This is a genomic window from Sphingomonas faeni (assembly GCF_040407565.1).
GTDB lineage: Bacteria > Pseudomonadota > Alphaproteobacteria > Sphingomonadales > Sphingomonadaceae > Sphingomonas > Sphingomonas faeni_F.
In genome coordinates this window covers 656394-676335 of record NZ_JAPZPR010000001.1, presented here as the reverse complement: position 1 = coordinate 676335, position 19942 = coordinate 656394, and the positions used below count along the sequence as shown (strand labels likewise).

The window sequence follows — 19942 nt, the reverse complement described above, 5'->3', positions numbered from 1 at the left end:
GGATTCGCTTAGGTCCGCGGCACCGGATCCGGCGCCATCAGCAGGCGGTTGCGCGGGATGGCTTCGGGCATTTCCTCGCGGATATACTTTAGCAGCGCTTCCCGCACGTCACACCGCAGGTCGAACGCGATCGCCGCATCTTTCGCGGTCATCAGCCCGCGCAGTTCGATGCAATCCGTCTTCACGTCGGTCACCTGGAGGTTGTAGAACCTCTTGTCCCAGCGCGGGTTAGACGTGACGATCTCGCCCAGTTTCTCGCGCAGCCGCGGCACGTCCGCGGACGGATCGAGATACCAGAACACCGAGCCCATCAACTGGCTGGTCTCGCGCGTCCAATTCTGGAAGCTCTGCTCGAGAAACTTCGAGACCGGCACGACTAGGCGGCGCTCGTCCCAGATCTTGATGACCACGAACGTCAGGTTGATCTGCTCGACCCGCCCCCATTCGCCGTCGACTATCAGCACGTCGTCGATCCGGATCGGCTCGGTGAAGGCCATCTGCACGCCGGCGATCAGGTTCTTCAACGCAGGCTGTGCGGCGGCACCGACGACGAGGCCGGCAATACCCGCCGACGCCATCAGCGTGACTCCGATCGAGCGGATACCGGGCACGCTCAGCAGCATCAGGCAGACGCTGACGAAGATGATGAAGAACGTGCCTATCCGCCCGAGAATCGCCGCGCGCGTGCGTTTCCGGCGGGCGCGGAGATTGTCCTCGACCGAGATGTCGGCGCGGATCTCGATGACGTCCTGGAACGCGCGGAGCGCCGCGACCGCGAGCCAGCCTAGCAACCCGGGGACGAGGAAGCCGAGCAGTTGCTTCCACAGATCCTCGATGTCGTTGTCCATCGGCAGGATCCGCGAGACGAACGCGACCGCGACCGAGACGAATACCGCACGCAGCGGGCGGCGCACGCGGGCGAGGACGAGGCCATCGGTCTTGGCGGTCGAGCGACGCTGGGCATGGCCGCCGATCCGCATCGTCAACCAGTGCGCGACCAGCGCGACGAGGACGGCCGCCGAGACGACGGCGACGCTCTCCAGCCAGACCCATTCGGGGGGTATGTGGAGCGATCTGAACATGCGCATTTTAGCGCAACGGCCGGGTGGGCATGCGAGTTCCGCTGCAGTGCAGCATAATCGCGCGATACATGGCAGCTTTTTTCCTGCCACACTTCGTGCGTAAGTCCGCGCCCATGAAGGCCATCATCCTTGCTGCCGGTCACGGATCGCGACTGCTGCCCTTGACGCTGACGACGCCGAAATGCCTCGTGCAGGTCGGTGGCCGCGCGATCCTGGATCATCAGCTCGACGCGGTGGCGGAGGCCGGGTTCGAGGGGGCGGTGATCGTCGGCGGCTACCGGATCGAGCAGGTCGCGGCGCATCTGGCGGCACGCGTGTCCGAACTGCCGACCGAGCTCGTGTTCAATCCGTTCTGGTCCGCCGCCAACAGCATCGGCAGCGTGTGGGCGTCGCGGGCGTATCTCGAAGCGCCGTTCGCGTTGATGAACGGCGATACGCTGTTCGACGCGGCGATTTTGCGCGCGGCGCTAGCCGATCGAGGCGTCGATCCGGGATTGGGCGTGAAGCTGGTCATCGAGCGGCTGGCGGCGCCGGGGCTCGACGACATGCTGGTCGAAGCGGACGGCGACGCTGTCGTCGCGGTCGGCAAGCATCTGGTCGGGCACCAGGCGACCGATCGATCACTCGGGCTGATCGTCTCGACCGGCGGCGGCGCGTATGCCGAGGCGTTGCGCGCGGTGATCGGCGAGGAGGATGGTATCCACGCCTATCATCATGCGGTCGTCCGCCGCGTCGCGGAGACCGTCGGCGTCCGCGCAGTGCGGATCGGGGGCGATGTCCGCTGGCAGGAGATCGACCGACCGGAGGACATCGCGCTGTGGCAGCATGACCATGACGCGCCTGCGGGCGGCCCTTCCGGGTCATGACGCGGAAGGTCGCGTTCCTGTTTCTCGGCGAGACGCTGCTGATCCCGCATCTGTATCCGATCGTCGAGGCACTCGCGGTGACGTCGGCCATGCCGATCGAGTTGTGGGTAAGCACGTCGGTGCACGAGACGCTGCTGACGCGGTGGACGGCGCCCTTCCCTACAGTCCGCATTCGGCGCGCGCCGGGGTTTCGCGTGGTTGCAGACGATGGGACCGGGCGCAATCCGGTGCTGCCGGCGAAGATGCCGATGCTGCTGCGGCTGCTGCCGTATCTGCGCAGCGCGACGGTCGTCGTGTGTGCCGAGCAGACGAGCCTGTGGCTGCCGCGGCTGTTTCCGATGCGGGCGAAGTTCGTGAAGACGTCGCACGGAGTCGGCTCGATGAGCGCGCGCGACGATCCAAGGCGGCGGGCGGCGGCGCTGACCTTGGTGCCGAGCGAGTTGGAGCGGCGGACCTATCTCGACCGCGGGTTCGCGGCCGATCGGTTCGTCACGACGGGCTATGTGAAGGCCGACTTCACGCACCGGACGCACGCCGCGCCGCCGTTCGCGGATACGCGGCCGGTCGTCCTGTACACGCCGCATTGGCAGCAGCATCGCTCGTCCTGGTGGCGCTGGGGGGCGGAGGTGGTGCGGCGGCTAGTCGCGGACGGGCGCTACAATCTGATCTTCGCGCCGCACCAGCGACTGGTCGAGCGCGCGCCCGAGGTGGCGGATTTGATGCGCGAGATCGGGGACTTGGCGCATGTGCACTGCGACATCGATGGGTTCGCGATGGTCGATGGGAGCTATACCGGCGTGGCGGACGTGTATCTGGGCGATACGTCGAGCCAGGTGATCGAGTTTCTCATGCGGCCGCGGCCTTGCGTGTTTCTTAATGCCGGGGGCGTCGCGTGGGAGGGTGATCCGAATTACGCGATGTGGGCTTGTGGGGAGGTGGTTGAGGACGTGGCGGATGTAGTGGCCGCGGTGGATCGGTCGGCGCTGAAGCATGCGGGGTATGCGGCGGTTCAGGCGGAGTTTGCCGGGCGGTCGCTCGGGGCGGTCGAGGGTGGCGCGGCGAGAGCGGCGAGGGAAATCCAGCGATTGCTGGAAACCACGCTCATTCGATAAATGCACCACCCCGGCGGAGGCCGGGGCCCAGTTGGGGGACGTCGCTAACTACGGACTGCGCGCAGTTACTCCGGACATTCCAACTGGGCCCCGGCCTCCGCCGGGGTGGTGGACTTGGGTAGCGCCCCTTCCTTCGCCGTACGCTCTCGATCTGCCCCTCTCGCTTTCACGACCAGATCGGGTAACGGGTGCGGCATGGTAGATTCGACAGCCCCTACGCCAGCGCTCCGGACCGTCCGGGCGAACGACACGCTGCTCTGGGGCATGACCAATGCCGAGCGGATCCGGCGGATCGGCGTCGCGCAGGGATTGCGGGCCGATGGCGACGGCGACACCGGGCCGGTGATCCTCGCCAACCTCGCCTATGCGTTCGACCCGATGTGGATCGCGTATCTGAAGACGCGGCCCGGCACCGCCGTGACTCGTACCGGCGTCCCCGTGCTCGCGCATGTCCGGGATGCCGACGAGCATGCGCGGATGACGGCGGCGATGCTTGGCGAGGCGCCGCTGGTGACCGGACTGACGGTGATCGCCGCGGAGGCCGAGGAGGGCATCCTCAACGAGGCGCTGCGCAAGCGCGAACGGCCGTTCGCCGAACTGCTGACTCCGGCCGCGGTGCCGGCGATCGAGCGCGCGAGCTATGTCGGCGCGTACAAGGGCGTCACCGACCTGCTGACCAAATACCTGTGGCCGGAATGGGCGCTGGCGATCACGCGGGTTTGCGCCCGCGCCGGGATCACGCCGAACCAGGTGACCGCGCTCGGATCGGTGCTGTGTATCGTCGCTACCGTAGCGTTCTGGTATGGCTGGTTCTGGACCGGGCTCGCTACGGGTCTGTTCTTCATGGTGCTCGATACCGTCGACGGGAAGCTGGCGCGGTGCACGATCACCTCGTCGAAGCTCGGCAATGCGTGGGATCACGGGGTCGACCTGGTGCATCCGCCGTTCTGGTGGTGGGCGTGGGCGGCGGGGTGCGCGCCGTACGGGCGGCCGCTCGAGGACGGCATGTTCTGGGCGGTGATCGGGACGATGCTGTTCGGCTATGTCGCGCAGCGGTTGATCGAGGGGGCATTCATCGTCCGGTTCGGGATGCATATCCATGTGTGGGAACGGTTCGACAGCTGGTTCCGGCTGATTACCGCGCGGCGCAATCCGAACATGGTGATTTTGTTCGCGGGGTTGCTGGTGATGCGGCCGGACTGGGGAATCGTCGGGGTGGCGGCGTGGACCGCGATCTCGTTGGTGGTGCATCTGGTAAGGCTGGTGCAGGCGATGGTGCGCAAGGCCAGGGGTGAAGTGTTGGTGAGTTGGCTGGCTTGAGGGCTTCGCCGTTATCCTGACGAAAGTCAGGACCCAAGGTGACAAAGGTGGACGTCCGTTGCTCTGGGTCCTGACTTTCGTCAGGATGACGGTGAGTGATTGGTGCCCTGTTCTCCTGCGAACGCAGGAGTCCAGGATTACGAGGGGTGGCATTTGTAACCCTGGGCTCCTGCGTTCGCAGGAGAACGGGGTCAGAAAGTGGTGACAGCCAAGGCTTTGGGTCGCCCGATCCACCACAGGCAGTAGATCGCCAGCGCATACAGGAAGCGGCTGTAATCCCGCTTGCCCGCACGGTGATCGGCGAACACCTTGTCGACCGCGCCCGCGCGCCACATCCCTTGCTCGCGGACGCCGCTGTCGCGCCAGAGCTGCTCCGCATACGCACCGAAATCGCCGGCGAACCACGCCGCCAGCGGCATCTGGAAGCCTTGTTTGCGGCGGTCGAGGATCCTTTCCGGCAACCACGGTGCGATGGCCTGGCGGATGACGTATTTGCCGATCTTGCCGTGCAGCTTCATGTCGGCGGGCATCGACAGTGCGAGGTCGACCATGCCCTGCCCCAGCATCGGTACGCGGACTTCGAGCGAATGCGCCATGCTCGCGCGGTCGACCTTGGTCAGCATCGCGCCGGGGAGGTTGAGCGCGAGGTCCGCCAACCCGAACTGCTCGAGCGTGTCGGTCGAGATCGCGTCTGGATCGGGGAAATATTCCGCGACCAGTGCGGCGATCCCGCCCTCTTCCTCGGCGATGAACTCGGCGGAGAATATCTGGCGGCGGAAGGCTTCGTTCGTGATCTGCGTCTTGGCGAAGAACCGTGCGATGCCGTTCGGGAGTGCGGCGCTGCCGGTGGTCTTCCGCCAGCGCTGCAACACCGCATTCGCATGCCGCGACGGCAAGGTCGGCACAGCATCGAGCGCTCGCGCCAAACGACGCAACGGCGCCGGCAGCGCCCCGATCCGTCGCTCGGTCGCGTGGCGTTTATACCCGAAAAACAGTTCGTCGCCGCCATCGCCCGACAGCGCGACCTTCACCTCCTGCGCGGCGATCTGGCTGACGTACCAGGTCGGCACCGCGGACGGATCGGCGAACGGCTCGTCATAGCAATGCTGGACCTCGGGGAGCATCGCCTGCGCATCCGCCAACTCCAGCGTGCGCGTGACGTGGTGGCAGCCGAGATGCCGCGCGATCGCCTCGGCATGCGGCGATTCGTCGAAGCGCGGGTCGGGGAAGCCGATCGTGAAGGTGCGCACCGGCCGATCCGAGACCCGCGCCATCGCCGCGACTACCGCGGAGGAGTCTACGCCGCCGGACAGGAATGCGCCGACATCGACATCCGCGACCATCTGCTTGCCGATCGTGTCGAGCCATTCGTCTCGGAAACGCTCGATCCACTCCGCCTCGGACCTCGGTTCAGAGGGATGATAGGCGGGCGTCCAATAGGCGCGCAGCGTCGGCGCACCGCTCGCCTCGATCGTCATCACATGGCCCGGCGGCAGGGTGCGGACCTGCGCGTAGATCGAGCGCGGGGTGCGGACATGGCCGAAGCTGAAATAATCGTGGAGCGCGCGGCGGTCGACGTCGAACGCCATGCCGGGCAGCAGCGTCAGCGTCTTCAGCTCGGAGCCGAACGCGAACCCGGCGGCCTGGTCGGTGTAGTAAAGCGGCTTGATCCCGATCGGGTCGCGCGCCAGCGTGAGGCGGCGGGCGTGCGTATCCCACACCGCGACCGCGAACATCCCGTCGAGCCTTGCCCAGACATTATCGCCCCAGCGTTCGTAGCCGGCGAGGATGACCTCGGTATCGCCCGCGCTCTCGAATACGCGGCCGAGCGCCTGCAACTCGCGGCGCAGTTCGTGGAAATTGTAGATCTCGCCGTTGAAGACGAGCGCATAGCGGTGGTCGGGCGAGTGAAACGGCTGGTGCCCGCCCTCGATGTCGATGATGCTCAGCCGGCGCATCCCGAAGCCGAAATCGCCATCGGTCATGACGCCCTGGTCGTCGGGCCCGCGGTGCAGGATCGTGTCGCATTGCGCAGTGATCAGGCGCGGCGAAACGACACCGCCCCCCCGCGCGTAAAGTCCGGCAATTCCGCAGATGGCGAACGATCCCTCGCATGACGGCAGCACCGCCGCCCGATCGCGTGCGGTCTAGGAGCCACCCGGCGCTTTGTCACGTTTGCCGAGATTCGCACGCACCTTGCCGCACCGCCGATCGCGCTCTAGGGGCCGGTGACTTATGGTCCAGGACCCCGCTCCTACACCCGCTCGTGCCGGGACCACCGGCATCTTCCGGGCCGCGGCGCGCAATCTCGGCTGGCTCCTCGCCAGTCGCAGCGTGCTCGCGATCCTGTCGCTCTTCTATCTCGGCTTTGCTACGCGCACGCTGGGTGTGGTCGATTTCGGCCGGTTCGCGCTGATCAGCGGCGCGGCGCAGGCGCTGGCGACGTTCGTCGGGTTCCAGACGTGGCAGATCATCGTCCAATACGGCGTCGAGCCGATCCAGCACGACGACACGCCCCGGCTGGCCCGGCTGTTCCGACTCTCGGCGCTGCTCGATCTGAGCAGCGCGCTGGTTGGCGCGGTGCTCAGTGTCGGGATCCTGTATGCGTGGAGCGACGGTTTTGGCATCCCGCCCGACCTGATGCGCGACACGCTGATGTTCGCGGTGGTGCAACTCGTGACGATCCGCTCGACTCCGCTTGGGATCCTTAGGCTACGCGACAAATTCTCGCTGTCGGCGGTGGCGGACAGCATGACGCCGATCATGCGGTTCGTCGGCGCCGGCGCAGCGATACTCTTCGAACCGACGATCCGTGGCTTCATGCTAGCCTGGGCGGTCGCCGAGATCGTCACTGCCGCGACCTACTGGATCATGGTCGCGAAAAGCGGCGACCTGCGGCTGCTGTCGCGCGGGCGTGGCACATGGCGGCAGGTGCGCGACGAGAACCCCGGGATCGTCCGCTTCTCGCTGAGCACCAACGCCAGCGCGACATTGGGCCTGTCGAGCAAGCAAATTCCGTTGCTGCTGGTCGGCGCGTCGATCGGGCCGGCAGCGGCGGGCGCATTCCGGCTGGCGACCCAGTTGGCGCAGGCGCTCGCCAAGCTGTCGCAGATGATGTCGCGCGCAGCCTTCCCCGAAATAGTGCGGGCGGTCCGCACCGCAGAACCGTCGCGGCTGCGCCGTATCCTCTGGCGGACGATGCTGGCGAGCACGGCAGCCGCGCTCGTGATCCTTGTCATCGTCGCGCTGGTGGGCGAGCCAATCCTGAAGCTGGTCGGCGGCAAATCGTTCGCCCATGCCTATCCGGTGCTGCTGTGGCTGGCGGCGGCGGGATGCTTCGATCTCGCGACCGTCAGCCTCGATACGGTGATGACCGCGCTGCACCGTGCGGGCACCGTCTTCGCGATCCGCGCTGTCGGCGTCGTACTGCTTTTCGCAGCGGCGTTCACGTTCATGCCCGCCTATGGATCGACCGGTGTGGCCGCAGCGGTGGCGGCCGGCTCGGTCGCGGTCGCGATCCTGCTGGGCCTGGCAGCGGCCCGGATGACGCGGACGATCGACTAGAGTTCGCCCGCAACGATATGCCGCACGACCACGCAGGTGGTGATAAACGCCTCGTTCACGTCGCAAATGTCATGCCCCCGCCGCGCTATCGCCATGTTTTGCGGGTCTTGGTCTGTCGATGAACTATCCCCTGTCCTTGGCCGTCGTTGCGGCAACCACGCTCCTTGCGCCCTGTGCGGCGCAGGCTGCCGACATGTGCGAAGGCACGCCCGGCAACGGCAATGCCAAGCTGGTCCTCGAAGCGACGGCGATGCACAACGCGGTCGGCCAGGTCGCGTTCACCGTCTATCCCGACGACAAATCACGGTTCCTGTCGAAGGGCGGCAAGCTGGTCCGCGCCCGCGTCTCCGCCGCCGCCCCGCGCGCCTGTTTCTGGCTGAAGCCCGGTTATTACGCGATCGCGCAATATCACGACGAGAACAGCGACCATAATTTCAACCGGACGCTGTTCGCGCCGAAGGAGGGCTTCGGCTTCTCCAACGACGCGCCGACCTCGATCGGCCTCCCCTCCTTCGATTCGGCGCGATTTGCGTTGTCTGCGGGGGGAACCGTCGTGCGGATGAAGATGCGCTATCGTCGCTGAGACGAAACCGACGCAAATTCGACATAAATTTGTAGCGGTTCCATGCCGTGACGGGTAACTTGTATTGTGGCCGATGCCGTATCCAACTTTCAGGCCTTCAAAGGTCCCACGCTGTCGCCGCCGGGCTGGCTGCCCGATATCGTGTCGGATCCGGTCGGCGTGAGCCCGCGCGAGGCGGCGGCGAAGATTCGCACCGGCATCATCTGCAATCCGAAAAGTCACCGCAACCGTAGCAGCGTCGAGGCGACCAAGCCGTTCCTGTCGGGCACCGTGCTGGCGGTGACGCCGCGCACCCAGGCCGAACTCGCCGACGTGCTGACGGATTTCGCGCGCCACGGCATCGAGCTGCTCGTGATCGACGGCGGCGACGGCACGATCCGCGACGTGATGACTGCAGCGGCGCGCGTCTGGACGGGGGCCGCTCCCCGCGTGGCGATCGTGCCGTCGGGCAAGACCAACGCGCTCGCGCTCGATCTCGGCATTCCCGACGACTGGACACTCGACCAGGCATTGACGGCTGCGCGGCATGGTCGCGTCAAGTCGCGTAGCCCGATCGAGGTGATCCGCAAGGACACCGGCGCCAAGCTCTGCGGATTCCTGCTGGGCGCGGGCGCGTTCGTCGATGCGACCGCCTTGGCGCAGCGCACGCATCGTGCGGGCGCCTTCAACGGCGTCGCGGTGGGCTTGGCCCTGTGCTGGGCGATCCTGCAGACGCTGTTCGGCGGCGCCAACAGCGCGTGGCGCGCGGGCAACCGGATGCGGATCCGATTCGATTCGCGCGGCGACGAGGGCGTGCATGCCGCCGGAAAGAATACCGAGACCGACCGCGCGCGCTACATCCTGCTTGCCTCGACGCTGAAGCGGATGCCGATCGGCATTCGTCCGTTCGGCGTGCCACGGGCGGGGCTGAAGACGCTGGTGGTCGATGCACCGCCGCGGTGGCTCGCCGCCGCGACGCCGCTGATCGTCGCCGGGTCGCCCGCCGCATGGCTCGATCGCGCGGGCTACCATCGGATCGATTCGCCGAGCTTCGACCTGTCGATCGAGTCGGGCTTCATCCTCGACGGCGAAGTCTATCCGGGTGGCGACCTGACCGTCCGGGCGGCGCGCCAGCTTAGTTTCGTCGTTCCGTGATTACGCTCGGCGACGTCGTCTGCCGCCAGTTGCACGTCCCGACCATCCCCGCAGTCCGCAATGTCGCGGCGACGCTGGCGGAAGGTCCCGATGTCGTCGCGGTGCTGTTCTACGGATCGAACCTGCGCACCGGCGAGACCGAGGGTGTGCTCGACTTCTACGTGCTGACCGCCGGCCCGCCCGAGCGCGGCATCTGGCCGACCGTCAGCTACCGCGAGTTCTGGCTGCACGGCGACACGCTGCGCGCGAAGATCGCGACGATGCGGCTGGCGACGTTTGCGAAGGCGGCGGCGGCGCAGACTCTCGACACAACGATCTGGACCCGCTTCGTCCAGCCCGCCGCGCTGGTATGGGTACGCGATCCGGCGACGGCGAACATGGTGGCCGCTGCGATCGGCGATGCGGCGATATCGGCAGCACGCTTCGCCGCCGCGCTCGGCCCCGAAACCGGGACTGCCGACGATTATTGGCGCGCGCTGTTCCGCCAGACCTATGCCGCCGAGCTGCGCGTCGAACGCAAAGGCCGCGAGGGCCAGATCTTGGGCTTCGATCCCGCCCGCTACGACGCACTCCTGCCGCTCGCCTGGACCGCGGACGGCATCGCCTTTCGCGATGAAGCGGGTGTGCTGAAACCCGAGATCGCCCCGGCAGCCCGTCGCGCGCTGCTCACTAAGTGGGGGCGGCGGCGGCGGGCCGGGAAGCCGCTCAACATCGCCCGCCTGGTCCGCGCGGCGTTCACGTTCGAAGGCGCGGCACGCTACGGCATCTGGAAGGTCGAGCGGCATACCGGGGTCGTCGTGCCGCTGACACCGTGGCGCGAGAAGCATCCGATCCTGGCTGCGCCCGGCGTGTTCTGGCGCGTCTGGCGTGCGCGGTCGCAGACGGCATGAGCACGACCATGACGACCGGTTTCAACGCGCTGATCCTCGCCGGCTCGCGCGGCGGCGTCGATCCGGTCGCGACCTATGCGAGGGTAGCGCACAAGGCGCTGATCGTGCTCGACGACCGGACGCTGCTCGCGCGCGTCGCGCAGGCGTTGCGCGACGCCGGCGCCACCCACATCGCCGTCTCGGTATCCGACGATGCGGTGGGGGCGGAAGCGGCCGCGCTTGGTCTGACCGTGCTCAACGCCGCGACCGGCCCGAGCCTCAGCGTTCGCGCGGGAATCGTCGCGCTCGGCACGCCGTTGCTCGTCACCACCGCGGATCACGCGCTGCTCCAGCCCGACTGGATTCGCCGGTTCCGCGCCGATACGCCGGCCACCGCCGACGTCGCCGCCCTGCTCGCCCGGCGCGACGTGATTGAGGTCGCCGCCCCCGGCACCGCGCGCACCTATCTGCGCTTCGCGGACGGCGCCTGGTCGGGGTGCAACCTGTTCCAGTTCGCCACCCCGCGCTCGGTCGCTGCGCTCGACCTGTGGGCGCAGGTCGAGGCCGACCGCAAGCGACCGTGGCGGATCGTGCGGCGGCTCGGGATCGGCACGCTGCTGCGCTATCTGTCGGGTCGGCTGACGCTGGTCGAGGCGATCGCGCATCTCGGCCGGCTCGCCGGACTCGAGGCGGCGGCGGTGGCCAGCCCGTTCGGTCTGGCCGCGGTCGATGTCGACAAGCCGTCCGATCTCGATCTCGTCCGGACGCTGTCGACCGGCTGACGCTGCCAGGGGATGCCGGACCATCACGGTGGGGGCATGATCGCAAAGCCGGACGCCACGGCCCGCCCCGATTAAATCACGCCTATTGCGATCCACCCTGCCCCGCGCAGCGGTTTTGTGGCAGGGTCGCACGATGCAAACGACGACGCTCTCAACCCTGCCGGACCGCCCCGCCCCTGCCCTCCAGCCCGCGATCGGCATCTACGGCAGTGCCGGCCGGATGGGTCGCGCGATCGTCGACGCGATCGAGGCTGCGGGCGCGACATTGGCCGGCGGAGTCGATGCGGGCGAGGATCCCGCCCCGCTCGCCGGAATCGCCGACGTGCTGGTCGATTTCTCCACCGCCTCCGCGATCGAGGCCCATCTCGCCGCGGCGCGTGCGGCGGGCACCGGGATCGTCATCGGCACCACCGGCCTGTCGCCGCACCACCAGTCGCTGATCGACGATGCCGCCGCCGACATCGCCGTGCTGCAGACCGGCAACACCTCGCTCGGCGTCACGCTGCTCGGCATCCTGGTGCGCGACGCGGCCGCCCGCCTCGGCCCGGACTGGGATATCGAGATCGTCGAGATGCATCATCGTCACAAGGTGGACGCGCCATCGGGCACCGCGCTCCTGCTCGGCGAAGCGGCCGCCAAGGGCCGCGGCACGTCGTTGCTGGAACTGCGCGTCGACAGCCGTGCCGGCCTGGTGGGTGCTCGCAGCGAGGGCACGATCGGCTTTGCATCCTTGCGCGGCGGATCGGTGATCGGCGATCACAGCGTGATCTTCGCCGGCGAGGGCGAGCGGATCGAACTCAACCACCGCGGCGACGATCGCAGCATTTTCGCGCGAGGAGCCGTGCGCGCGGCGGTATGGCTCGCGGGGCAGCCGGCCGGACGCTACCGGATGGGCGACGTGCTCGGCCTGTGAACAAGGCCGACGTCGTCGCGTTCTATGCGCGCCTGGCGGAAGCCGACCCGCATCCCGAAACCGAGCTCGAATTCGTCAATCCCTATACGCTCGTCGTGGCCGTCGCATTGTCCGCGCAGGCGACCGACATCGGCGTCAACAAGGCGACGCGCGCCCTGTTCCGCGAGGTCGACACGCCGGAAAAGATGGTCGCGCTCGGGCTCGACGCGTTGAAGCAGCACATCAGGACGATCGGGCTGTTCAATACCAAGGCGAAGAACGTCATCGCGCTCTCGCAGATGCTGATCGACGAGTTTGGCGGCGCGGTGCCGAACGATCGCGCGGCGCTCGAACGCCTGCCCGGCGTAGGCCGCAAGACGGCCAACGTCGTGCTCAACGTCGCGTTCGGCGCGGAGACGTTCGCGGTCGACACGCACATCTTCCGGGTCGGCAACCGCACCGGCCTCGCCCGCGGCAAGACCCCGCTTGCGGTCGAACTCAAGCTCGACAAGGCGACCCCCCAGCCGTTCCGGCTCCATGCGCATCACTGGCTGATCCTGCACGGCCGCTATATCTGCAAGGCGCGCACGCCCGAATGCTGGCGGTGCATCGTCGCGGATCTATGCGCGTTCAAGGCCAAGACGCCCGCGCCAAAACCCAAGGCTGCGGTCGCCGCGGTGCACCGCCCAAGCTCCTGATCGTCGCGTCGCGCCGAGGACAGAAAACGACTGGCGTCCGGGGAGCGGCTTTGCTAGGCGCAACATTCAGGCACCCGTAGCTCAGCTGGATAGAGCGCTGCCCTCCGAAGGCAGAGGCCACTGGTTCGAATCCAGTCGGGTGCACCAGTTTTTCGGCTTGGCGATTTACGCGACTGCAAGTATGGATCGCGTTGCCGCGTCGCGCCGACGTCGAACTTTGCAGTCATAATCCATTAACGCGCACTCAATAGCACGAAGACGATTAATGACGCCGGTGGATATATTTGCGCGCGCCGGTCGAGTGGTTCAGGTCGGCAGGTACCAGCAAACTGTCATCGGTATTCGTAGCGGCGAAACGCTTGAGGCTCCATCATGCTAGAAGCGTTTCGACTTATGCCTTGCACGCTTGAAACAACTCGCTGATCGCGAGGATCCGATACCGCGTTTATGGCGGGACCGAATCGTCACACGGGCGCAAAACTATGATTCGCCCATGGTCGGGATCCTCTCGACTTGTGTTTTCAGCGCTCTCAACGTGCCGTAGGACGCCTGCGAGGCGGTGCGCTGAGCATGGCCAAGAAAAAGGTGTCGCATGCAAACTGAGTGGATCGAGCTGGCGACAGACAGTCAAGGGTATGACGCGGCGTCCGCGGCAGCCCCTGACATCGTCCAGAGTTTTCGTCAGTCCGAAGAGTACGCCGCGATCGACGCGGTTTGGCAATCGCACGCCCATGCCGAGGGCGTGAGCGAGTCAATATGCCGGGAAGTTTCCCTGCTCCCGAGCCAGCTCCACCGGCTATATCTTCTTGCATCCGACGCGTTTTCCGAGACCTTTTCTCCAACTCTGGCCGTATCCCGCCCGCCCGAGGATCCGCTCATCGACTGGCAACGAGTCCGCGCCGATGCCGCGCGTCTCATCAATTTCTCGCAAGGTGATTTGCCTGTCTGGCTGGCCGAGGCGAACTACGCGTCTCAAACTGCACGTGACGTCGTGTTGAGCACGGAAAAGTTTTGCGCGTTTCAGGACCGGGCCATCAGCGCGAAAGAACTTCGCGTACCCGATCTCGCAACCGGGCTCGAAAGAGCCGCGCGAGATTCCTACCATACGTATGGACGCGGCGTTTACCTGTTTGGCGGGATGGAACCCTATTATCTGCTGACGGGTGGCGCAGGGCACAAAGCCAGCGCCATCTATGTGCCGGCAAGGCGGCTCATAATCGACCTGCGCGCGGGCAACAAAAAGATTCTGAGCCCTGACGTCCTGGCAACGACGTTCGCAGCCCAGGTAAAACGCCTGGCCGACCATAACGAAGACTTCGCAAAATCGATGGCGATGGCAGAAGCCACGATCCATAAGTCGAAGTTAGTTCTCATGGCCGGGCAAATCGAAAATCCCGCGCACCACATATGGAACTTCTACCCTGGTATCGAGAAAATAGTACGGGGTGGACATAGTGCGAATATCGATGAACTACAGACGTTCGGCTCGGAGTTTCTTGGTAGATTCACGAATATATTTCCAGAATTTTCAGACCGTCACACCCATTCGCCGCGGGCGGCGATCCACAGCTTGAATCCGTTCGACCCATCGTCGCTGCTGTTCCAGACTGGTGGGTACTTTATTACTGAGATGCTCAAACAGCGCTTGTTGAAAACCAGCGCCGCGTCCGCCGCCACGTTGCCGGCGACAGATGTTCCCTACGTTTGGTTCGGTCTCAGAGTTGGCTCTCGCTCCTGGGCAGATCAAGCCGAGGAAATACCGCTGCTCATCGCGCAGATTCTCGCCAAGGAACCGCGTGCGCAGTTTGTTCTTGACGGATTCAACTACCCTGTCGGCGAAGACAATATCAGCCAAAAGTGGCAGACCGCCATTCAGGATATTGGTGATATCGCGAGATCGATAATAAAATCATCCCCGCCGTCTGCCATTATAACAAATCTCGTTGGACAAAAGCTGGATCAGGCGCTGGTATTCGCGGCAAAAACCGCAGTTTATGTAACGCCAATTGGCTCTACGCAACATAAGGTCGGATGGTTTTCCCAAGGCGATGGAATAATTTATTCCGGACCGAATATCCTGACTACAAGACCCGACCGCCGGCCCGGCTGTTGGGAAGTAGAAAATATTCTCGTCCCAAAATATGTAATTGGCTCCAGCGTTAGCTCCGGTGAAAGAAGATCGATCAACGACAACCGGCCAAATCTGGAAAATATAAAATTGGATTTTGATGATATTTTACAGAGAATACTTGACTCTCTGAAAAATTGGCAAGGGCTCCATAGTTAGATTGGCAAATTGTAATTTACAAAATTGATTTATATCAACGCTCCGTGATCGACGCAAAAGGAGGGCCGGCCGCCCGTTGGTGAACGGTCCCCGTCGGGCTGAAGTAGTCAAGTCTACAATGACCGAGGTCGCTGCGCCTTACTCGATCCCTTACAATTTCGGCATTTCAAATCCTCGAATGTAGCTCGTTTAGCAAGAGATTAAGACATTCGTCACTGCTCCCGGAAATCGCCGAGTCGTTTTACCGTCGCAATTCGTCCTAATTCGTTGGATATTCGCAGACGTTAAACCGATTCGGTTCGATTGAATAAATGGGGAGGGCAGTTCTATGCGAATAAATACGGTGAGCCTGAGTGCTATCACACTGATTATGTGCGGATCTTCGGTTTCTGCGCAGGTCACGACTTTCCGAGGCTTCCGTGTCGAGGCAAAAGCTGGCGCAGACCGTTTCCAGGCCAATGGGCGTCACGACGATCGTTTCACCTATGGGGGCGCCGCAGGTTGGGACGGCACCATCGGTGAAAAAATCGTTATCGGGCCCGAGGTCAGCTACCTAAAGACAAACGGCAGAAGCTGCGCGAGCGGCGTTCGGGGCGGTCAGGTCTGTACGCGTACACGGCGAGAGATCGGCGCTGCGGTCCGGGTCGGCTATCTAGCGACACCTGACTTTCTGATTTTCACCAAGGGCGGCTACGTCAACGATCACCAACGCAAGACGTTCACGGGCGATCCCGCCGGTGGAACCGGGTTCGACAATCGATACGGTACGGATGGCTACCAACTGGGCGGGGGTGCCGAGTATTCGTTTACCCGCAACGTCTATGTCAGTGCGGAATATAAATACTCCAACTACCATGGTCACACCTCGCGCCAGAACCTCCTCGGTGGTTTCGGCCTTCGCTTCTGATTGATCGACAGGACGGCGCACCTCACGGGGTGCGCCGTCTTTCTATTTGACGTGGTGGTAGGGATCGCGACGAGGATGCCACGTTCGGGGCGGTGGCAACGCTGGAGAACGCTCCCTATCCCAACGCTACATACGGCGCTCGCATCGGTCATCCCCGATGGCCAACGCTCGGAAGAAGTGCGGAGCGATCCTGGGGACCCGGCCGGATCCTAGATCGGTTCGAAGCTTCCGACGAGCCTGCTGCGAACAGGGTCAGCGCTCGGTTACCTCCAACGCCACGATCTCGAAGTCATGGCGTAGCCAGCCGCGCTGGGTTGCGGCGTCGGCCAGGGCAGTGCGCTTTTTCCGGGCTTCGGCGAGCGACTTTGCGTGGCCCCAGAAGACCTCGGTCTTGCCGTTGGCGAGCACCGCGACGATCCGCCAGTAATGCGTGAACGGCACGGACGTCGGGCCGATCGTCTTCACATAACCATCGGGCAAGGTAGCGGTCAGATAGCGTTTCCTCGGCATGGAGCGTGCAATAGACGGTGCCGCGTTCCACGGGAATGCAGGATCGCGCCGGGCGGCGTTCGACACCGAAGCGAGCCCTCCCGTACGGACTAGGCGCGACCGATTGCAGTCGGCCGTACCGATGCGATCGAGCGCGGCGACGGCGTTCGCAAGCAAGTTGGGCTGCGTTGCCGCCAAATTCTCCTGCAGACGATCGGATCAGGCAATTGGTGACTTGAGGAGCGGAGAAATCGCTCGTGTCGATAGGGTCGACACCTGCGCCCCTGCGGCGCGCGGCACGGCGATCGCCCCGTCGTGATCCTTGGGTGCCCCGAACACGTCGGGTCCGGCCACGTGCATCACGCCATAGCCGAGGCGGCTCACGGTGAGATTGCCGAGCGCGAACGTCTCGGCAGTGGTGATATCGGTCATGCGGTCCTCGAGATCGGATCCTGCATAGGGGCCGACGGGCATTTCACGATAACAGGGGAGATCGGCACACGCTGATCCGGAGAGCGCACAATGTCGACGGAAAGCGGCGATCTCGACGCATTGGTCGCGGTTGCGCGGGCGGGCGGCTTTCGTGACGGTTGCGCGGGCCAGTGGCGGCAGCGCGTGGCAACGACCCGCGTACCGATCCCCTGCCGCTTACAGGACCGCCCGAAGTCGGCGAGGCCGCCAGCGCGTTCAACCTGATGCGGGAGCGGCTCAACCGCTATGTCGAGGATCGTACGCCCTTGATCGCCGCAGTCGCGCACGATCTGCGCACGCCATCGACGCGGCTGCCGCTTCGCCTGGAAGACGCGGCCGACGATATCCGCGTATCGAGCGAAGCCGACATCAAGGATATGCGCGCACGGATCGGATCGGCGATGGCGTCGTCCGCAACATGACGCGCCACGTCCGCCGCGAGCAGCTCGACCTGCGATCGCTCGCGGAAAGCGTCGCCCACGAGTTCGCGGAGATCGCCGCGCCGCGCCGCCTGCTGGCGAGCGCTGGATCGGCTCGCCCCGAACGTCGCGGTGTCGCGAGCGTGGCGTATGATGACCGAGCGCATGTTCGGCCGGCCGTGACGATCATCGTAGCTGCATCGCGGCCCCGCCGGTAAATCGGATATTCCTTGTGGCGGGACTATTTGTCCGCGGCGTTTGGATACAATGACCGATCCGCTCCCGTGATGGCCGAACTACTCGCTTTCGTCTGGCCTTCCGTTCGATTTCGGCGTCCTGTTGGGTAGGCGCCATTCCGCGCCTTGCGTGGAGCCCATCATGGCCGACACCGGTCTCGTCGCCTTTTCCCATATCCAGTTGAGGCCCGATCCGTCGCGGACCGTGATCCGGCCGTTCAACGTCGAATATCCCGGCGCGTTCAAGGTCGACGGCCATCCCCGCGCCGGGCGCGTGATCGACCGCGTGTTGTCGCTCACGCCCGACGAACTTCACGTCGAGCGCCGCAGGGTGACGGTGTCGCTCGACGAACGCCACCGCGATGTTGACGACCTGCTGCTGCACAGGTTCGACGAGGTGATGACGGTGCTGCATGATCCGCGGACGATCGATCGCGATCAGCGCCTGCTGATCGGCGCGTATCTGAGCGAGGAATATTCGTTCGAGGCTGCTGCGCTGTTCAATCCGAGCATGGTCCTGGCCCCGGACCAGACCGCTGCGCCCGCGGACGGCCTGCGTTTCATTCTGTCGCTGCGGGGAATAGGCGAGGGCCATGTGTCCTCGGTCACGTTCCGTACCGGCAGTTGGTCGGCGAGCGCCGGGTTCATGGTCGACCCCGTCAGCCCGACCGCGGTGCCGCCACGGATCGAGCCCGGCGATCAGGGCGCATCGGACGGCGGCCCGACCCGGCTGCGCTGCGGCGGCAGTCGCGACCTGTCCGAGACCGTGCTGTTCCCGATCCTGCCGAGCCAGCGCCAGGGGATCGAGGACATGCGTCTCGTCCGATTCGAGAATGACGGCGAAATCGAGTATTTTGGAACCTACACCGCGTTCAGCGGCTCCGAAACGCGCTGCGAACTGCTGCGCGCGGAGGATTTCCAGAATTTCGAGATGCAGCCGATGCGCGGTTCGGTGGCCGGCACGAAGGGCATGGCGCTGTTCCCGCGGAAGATCGCCGGGCGCTATGCTATGATCGGCCGGCAGGATAACGAGAATATCTGGTACCTGACGTCCGACGATCTGCTGACATGGGAAGGCGGCACCAAAATCGTCGCGCCAAAATGGCCCTGGGAATATATCCAGATGGGCAATTGCGGATCGCCGATCGAAATCGACGAGGGCTGGCTGGTGCTGACGCATGGCGTCGGCAGCGTCCGCAACTATTGTATCGGCGCGTGCCTGCTCGACAAGCACGACCCGACCAGGTTGCTCGCGCGGATGACCGATCCGCTGATCGTCCCGAGCCCCAAGGAGCGCGACGGCTATGTGCCCAACGTCGTCTACAGTTGCGGCGGGATCGTCCATGGCCGCACGCTGTTGCTGCCATTCGGCGTCGCGGACAATTTCGCCTCGTTCGCGACGGTCGAGGTCGGGCGATTGCTCGCGGCGATGGCGTGAACGCCGGCAGCGTGAAAGCATGTTCCCCCGCGGAGGCGGGGGTCCAGCCTGGGCTCCCGCCTTCGCGGGAGAACAAGGGGGAAGAGCATCGCTGGACTTGGGGATGCCGGCTTATGCGAGGACTGGCTCGACAACCAGCCGCGCACCGGCAAAATCCTCTGCGGCGACCACGTCGATCTGCCGTTCGATCCCGCGCGTGAGGCCTGCCGGGACGGTCACCGTGAAGCCGCGCGCGATCAGGCCTTCGATGGCCCAGCGGACGCAGTAATCCGCCGCGACGCCGATCACCGTGACGTCGGTGACGCCGTTCGCGACCAGCGCTGCGAAAAAGTCTTCGCGCAGGATCGTTGGCTTGCTCGCGTCGCGGGCGTCTTCGATCGCCAAGCCCGGTTCGGCCCACATGTCGAACACGCCCTTCTCGATCCGCCACGCCGGGATCGCCGGGTCGACCAGCGCGACGTCGAGCACGTTGGACCACCCTCGCGTGCCGCGGACACAGTGGATCGGGAACATCTGCGCTTCGGGCGATGCGGCATAGGTCTCGACGAAATGCGTGTCGAAGGTGAACAGCACGCCTGTAACATCACTGGGGCTGAGACCCGACAGCCACGCCTGCATCGGCGCGACCAGTGCGTCGGCCCCCGCCACGCTGAGCGCGCCGTCCTCTGCCATGAAATCCCACTGCGTATCCACCACGACCACGAACCGCGCCATCGCCCGTCTCCTTTGCCCGCTGCTTGACACAAACGCGTCTTCTCGGACACCCGCACCGCAACAACGCAGGAGCCCATAC

The 19942-nt window shown here is 65.1% G+C and carries 20 protein-coding genes and 1 tRNA gene; 16 read left to right on the top strand and 5 right to left on the bottom strand.

Features of this window, described 5'->3' with window-relative positions; genetic code table 11:
- Window positions 1-8: 8 nt before the first annotated feature.
- Entirely contained in the window at window positions 9-1082 is a 1074-nt protein-coding gene (locus O6Y00_RS02925; protein ID WP_332754308.1) for a mechanosensitive ion channel family protein, read from the bottom strand.
- 113 nt (window positions 1083-1195) lie between these two features.
- Between O6Y00_RS02925 and O6Y00_RS02920 the strand changes: the two genes are divergently transcribed.
- The 3 genes from O6Y00_RS02920 to O6Y00_RS02910 all read left to right on the top strand — a co-directional run bounded on the left by O6Y00_RS02920 (window position 1196) and on the right by O6Y00_RS02910 (window position 4380).
- A complete protein-coding gene (locus tag O6Y00_RS02920; protein ID WP_353441124.1) occupies window positions 1196-1948 on the top strand; it encodes an NTP transferase domain-containing protein in 753 nt (250 codons plus the stop codon).
- The gene (locus O6Y00_RS02915) at window positions 1945-3060 is read left to right on the top strand and encodes a hypothetical protein (RefSeq protein ID WP_353441123.1); all 1116 of its coding nucleotides are present in this window, start codon (window positions 1945-1947) and stop codon (window positions 3058-3060) included. Before O6Y00_RS02920 ends, O6Y00_RS02915 begins: the two co-directional genes overlap by 4 nt.
- Before the next feature lie 195 nt (window positions 3061-3255).
- Entirely contained in the window at window positions 3256-4380 is a 1125-nt protein-coding gene (locus O6Y00_RS02910; protein WP_353441122.1) for a CDP-alcohol phosphatidyltransferase family protein, read from the top strand.
- A gap of 191 nt (window positions 4381-4571) precedes the next feature.
- On the opposite strand, the gene asnB is transcribed toward O6Y00_RS02910, so the two are convergent.
- Window positions 4572-6506 (bottom strand): asparagine synthase (glutamine-hydrolyzing), encoded by a 1935-nt coding sequence (gene asnB, locus O6Y00_RS02905; protein WP_353441121.1) that lies wholly within the window; start codon window positions 6504-6506, stop codon window positions 4572-4574.
- 109 nt (window positions 6507-6615) lie between these two features.
- On the opposite strand from asnB, the gene O6Y00_RS02900 reads away from it, so the two are divergent.
- The 10 genes from O6Y00_RS02900 to O6Y00_RS02855 all read left to right on the top strand — a co-directional run bounded on the left by O6Y00_RS02900 (window position 6616) and on the right by O6Y00_RS02855 (window position 16096).
- Window positions 6616-7944 carry a lipopolysaccharide biosynthesis protein gene (locus tag O6Y00_RS02900; protein ID WP_353441120.1) on the top strand — a complete coding sequence of 443 codons (1329 nt, stop codon included), beginning with the start codon at window positions 6616-6618 and terminating at the stop codon, window positions 7942-7944.
- Window positions 7945-8062: 118 nt separating this feature from the next.
- Complete coding sequence (locus tag O6Y00_RS02895) at window positions 8063-8527, top strand: DUF2141 domain-containing protein (RefSeq protein WP_353441119.1); 465 nt, start codon at window positions 8063-8065, stop codon at window positions 8525-8527.
- Between the two features lie 66 nt (window positions 8528-8593).
- Window positions 8594-9661: a diacylglycerol/lipid kinase family protein gene (locus tag O6Y00_RS02890; RefSeq protein ID WP_353441118.1), complete on the top strand. Its 1068-nt coding sequence runs from the start codon at window positions 8594-8596 to the stop codon at window positions 9659-9661.
- Window positions 9658-10551, top strand: coding sequence for a hypothetical protein (locus O6Y00_RS02885; RefSeq protein ID WP_353441117.1), 894 nt, complete (start codon window positions 9658-9660; stop codon window positions 10549-10551). Before O6Y00_RS02890 ends, O6Y00_RS02885 begins: the two co-directional genes overlap by 4 nt.
- Window positions 10548-11312, top strand: a complete 765-nt coding sequence (locus O6Y00_RS02880; RefSeq protein WP_353441116.1) for a nucleotidyltransferase family protein — start codon at window positions 10548-10550, stop codon at window positions 11310-11312. Before O6Y00_RS02885 ends, O6Y00_RS02880 begins: the two co-directional genes overlap by 4 nt.
- 133 nt (window positions 11313-11445) lie before the next feature.
- Window positions 11446-12225 carry a 4-hydroxy-tetrahydrodipicolinate reductase gene (dapB, locus tag O6Y00_RS02875; RefSeq protein ID WP_353441115.1) on the top strand — a complete coding sequence of 260 codons (780 nt, stop codon included), beginning with the start codon at window positions 11446-11448 and terminating at the stop codon, window positions 12223-12225.
- Window positions 12222-12902 (top strand): endonuclease III, encoded by a 681-nt coding sequence (gene nth / locus O6Y00_RS02870; protein ID WP_353441114.1) that lies wholly within the window; start codon window positions 12222-12224, stop codon window positions 12900-12902. Before dapB ends, nth begins: the two co-directional genes overlap by 4 nt.
- 70 nt (window positions 12903-12972) lie before the next feature.
- Window positions 12973-13049 (top strand) — tRNA-Arg (locus O6Y00_RS02865).
- Window positions 13050-13494: 445 nt separating this feature from the next.
- A complete protein-coding gene (locus O6Y00_RS02860; protein ID WP_353441113.1) occupies window positions 13495-15189 on the top strand; it encodes a hypothetical protein in 1695 nt (564 codons plus the stop codon).
- Window positions 15190-15517: 328 nt separating this feature from the next.
- A complete protein-coding gene (locus tag O6Y00_RS02855; protein WP_353441112.1) occupies window positions 15518-16096 on the top strand; it encodes an outer membrane protein in 579 nt (192 codons plus the stop codon).
- Between the two features lie 252 nt (window positions 16097-16348).
- Here O6Y00_RS02855 and O6Y00_RS02850 read toward each other — a convergent pair whose 3' ends face one another.
- Both O6Y00_RS02850 and O6Y00_RS02845 read right to left on the bottom strand, forming a co-directional pair.
- On the bottom strand, window positions 16349-16606 hold the full coding sequence (locus O6Y00_RS02850) for a hypothetical protein (RefSeq protein WP_353441111.1): 258 nt from the start codon (window positions 16604-16606) through the stop codon (window positions 16349-16351).
- A 198-nt stretch (window positions 16607-16804) separates the two neighbouring features.
- A complete protein-coding gene (locus O6Y00_RS02845; RefSeq protein ID WP_353441110.1) occupies window positions 16805-17017 on the bottom strand; it encodes a hypothetical protein in 213 nt (70 codons plus the stop codon).
- Window positions 17018-17187: 170 nt separating this feature from the next.
- On the opposite strand from O6Y00_RS02845, the gene O6Y00_RS02840 reads away from it, so the two are divergent.
- From O6Y00_RS02840 to O6Y00_RS02830, 3 genes are all read left to right on the top strand, one after another.
- Window positions 17188-17478, top strand: a complete 291-nt coding sequence (locus O6Y00_RS02840) for a HAMP domain-containing protein (protein ID WP_353441109.1) — start codon at window positions 17188-17190, stop codon at window positions 17476-17478.
- Window positions 17475-17693 (top strand): hypothetical protein, encoded by a 219-nt coding sequence (locus O6Y00_RS02835; RefSeq protein WP_353441108.1) that lies wholly within the window; start codon window positions 17475-17477, stop codon window positions 17691-17693. Before O6Y00_RS02840 ends, O6Y00_RS02835 begins: the two co-directional genes overlap by 4 nt.
- Window positions 17694-17853: 160 nt before the next feature.
- On the top strand, window positions 17854-19149 hold the full coding sequence (locus O6Y00_RS02830; RefSeq protein ID WP_353441107.1) for a glycoside hydrolase family 130 protein: 1296 nt from the start codon (window positions 17854-17856) through the stop codon (window positions 19147-19149).
- Between the two features lie 111 nt (window positions 19150-19260).
- On the opposite strand, the gene O6Y00_RS02825 is transcribed toward O6Y00_RS02830, so the two are convergent.
- On the bottom strand, window positions 19261-19863 hold the full coding sequence (locus O6Y00_RS02825; protein ID WP_353441106.1) for a cysteine hydrolase family protein: 603 nt from the start codon (window positions 19861-19863) through the stop codon (window positions 19261-19263).
- Window positions 19864-19942 lie beyond the last annotated feature (79 nt).